The sequence below is a fragment of the Rhizorhapis suberifaciens genome (assembly GCF_014200045.1).
GTDB classification, from domain to species: Bacteria; Pseudomonadota; Alphaproteobacteria; order Sphingomonadales; family Sphingomonadaceae; genus Rhizorhapis; species Rhizorhapis suberifaciens.
Genome location: NZ_JACHOV010000031.1, coordinates 1 through 1,608, shown reverse-complemented (window position 1 = coordinate 1,608; position 1,608 = coordinate 1). Strand labels below are relative to the sequence as shown.

Genomic DNA, 1,608 nt, shown 5'->3' with positions numbered 1-1,608 from the left:
ATGCTGATTGACAGCATGTGCCGCACTTGTAAATATTGCAACTGCAGGTTTTGGCGTCTCAGAACCGTTTTTCAAGGAAAACCGACAATGCCGCTGGAGCTGGACGCTGATGCATTAGTGGCGATGCTGCCAACCGGGGGGCGAACGCTCGTAACCGGTTGCTCGGCCGAATCGCTCCTGCTTGCTGATGCCGTGGACCGGGTCGGGCATGGTTTGGGCGGGATGACCTTTGTGGGGGTTTTCGTTCCGGGGCTGAACCGTCGGACCTATCTGGCCAGCCCTGCGTGCCGGACGGAAACCTTTTTCCTGACGCCCGAACTGAAGGCGCAAGGATCGGCGGTCACATTTCTTCCCCTGTGCTATGATGACATCCGGCGGCACCTGCTGACCAGCCGCATCGATGCCGCATTGATGATGGTGACGCCGCCCGATGATGAGGGAATGTGCAGTTTCGGTCCCACGGTGGATTTCATGGCGGAGCTCTGGCCCCAAATTCCGGTGCGTCTTGCCCATATCAACCCCCAGATGCCGCGCACGCGCGGAGGGGGGCGGATACCGCTGGCTGAAATTACGGCCTTTGTGCAGGCCCCACAATCGCTGCTGGGCACGCCCGATCTTGGCAGTGATGCCGTGGCCGATGCGATTGCAAGCCATATTGCCACGCTGGTGCCGGATGGAGCGACGCTTCAGACCGGCCTGGGCAAGGTCCCGGGCGCGGTGCTCCGGGCCTTGACCGGGAGGCGCAATCTGCGTGTTCATTCCGGCCTTATCGGCGATGCGGTCGTGGATCTGGAGGAGGCGGGCGCTCTCGCTCCCGGCGCGGCGGTAACAGCGGGGGTCGCCATCGGCTCTGAGCGGCTCTATCGGGCGATTAGCGGTCCGACATACCGCTTCGAGCCTGTGGCGGTCACGCATGATGTGGCGACAATAGGCGCAATTGCTGATTTTTTCGCGATCAACTCGGCCACGGAAGTCGATCTGTTTGGCCAGGCCTATGCGGAAGTGGGGCCCAAGGGCTTTATGTCCGGGCCTGGCGGCGCGACCGATTTCGCGAGGGGCGCGCGAATGGCGCATGGCCTCCGGATCGTGGCGCTTGCAGCAACGGCGGGGCAGGGCACGATCAGCCGCATCGTGGCGCCCAATGCGGGATCAGGACCCGTGTCGCTGGGCCGCATGGATATCGACATCGTTGTGACCGAGTTCGGCATGGCCGACTTGCGCGAAGGCACGCATGCCGAGCGAGCCGCCGCGCTGATCGAGATTGCGGCACCGGACCATCGCGAGCGGTTGAGCGCCTTGTGGCGGAATTTTATCGAAAAGCTTTGATACGATTTGATCCGGAGCAATGGCGCAGGGGCAAAGCATTTCCGCAGGCCTGTCATGATAGAGTGGCCTTGGCTAGTGCTTTCATTCAACTGCCGTGCAACCGAATATCGCTGCAATGCGTCTAAAACGGCACACCCCTGGCCCACTCCACATTGACAGCCCAGGCTTATGTAAATGACCTTTTTTAGTGTCGGACATGACAATCGGGGTTTGGTATTCGGATCATTCATCGTATAGTATGAGCGAACTAATCGAAGGGGCAATCATTACGAGTGCCCGGGG

At 60.6% G+C, this 1,608-nt stretch carries 1 protein-coding gene; it reads left to right on the top strand.

The annotated features are described in order from the left end of the window. Positions 1-87: 87 nt before the first annotated feature. Complete coding sequence (locus HNQ99_RS16370) at positions 88-1,326, top strand: acetyl-CoA hydrolase/transferase family protein (protein ID WP_184477638.1); 1,239 nt, start codon at positions 88-90, stop codon at positions 1,324-1,326. Positions 1,327-1,608 lie beyond the last annotated feature (282 nt).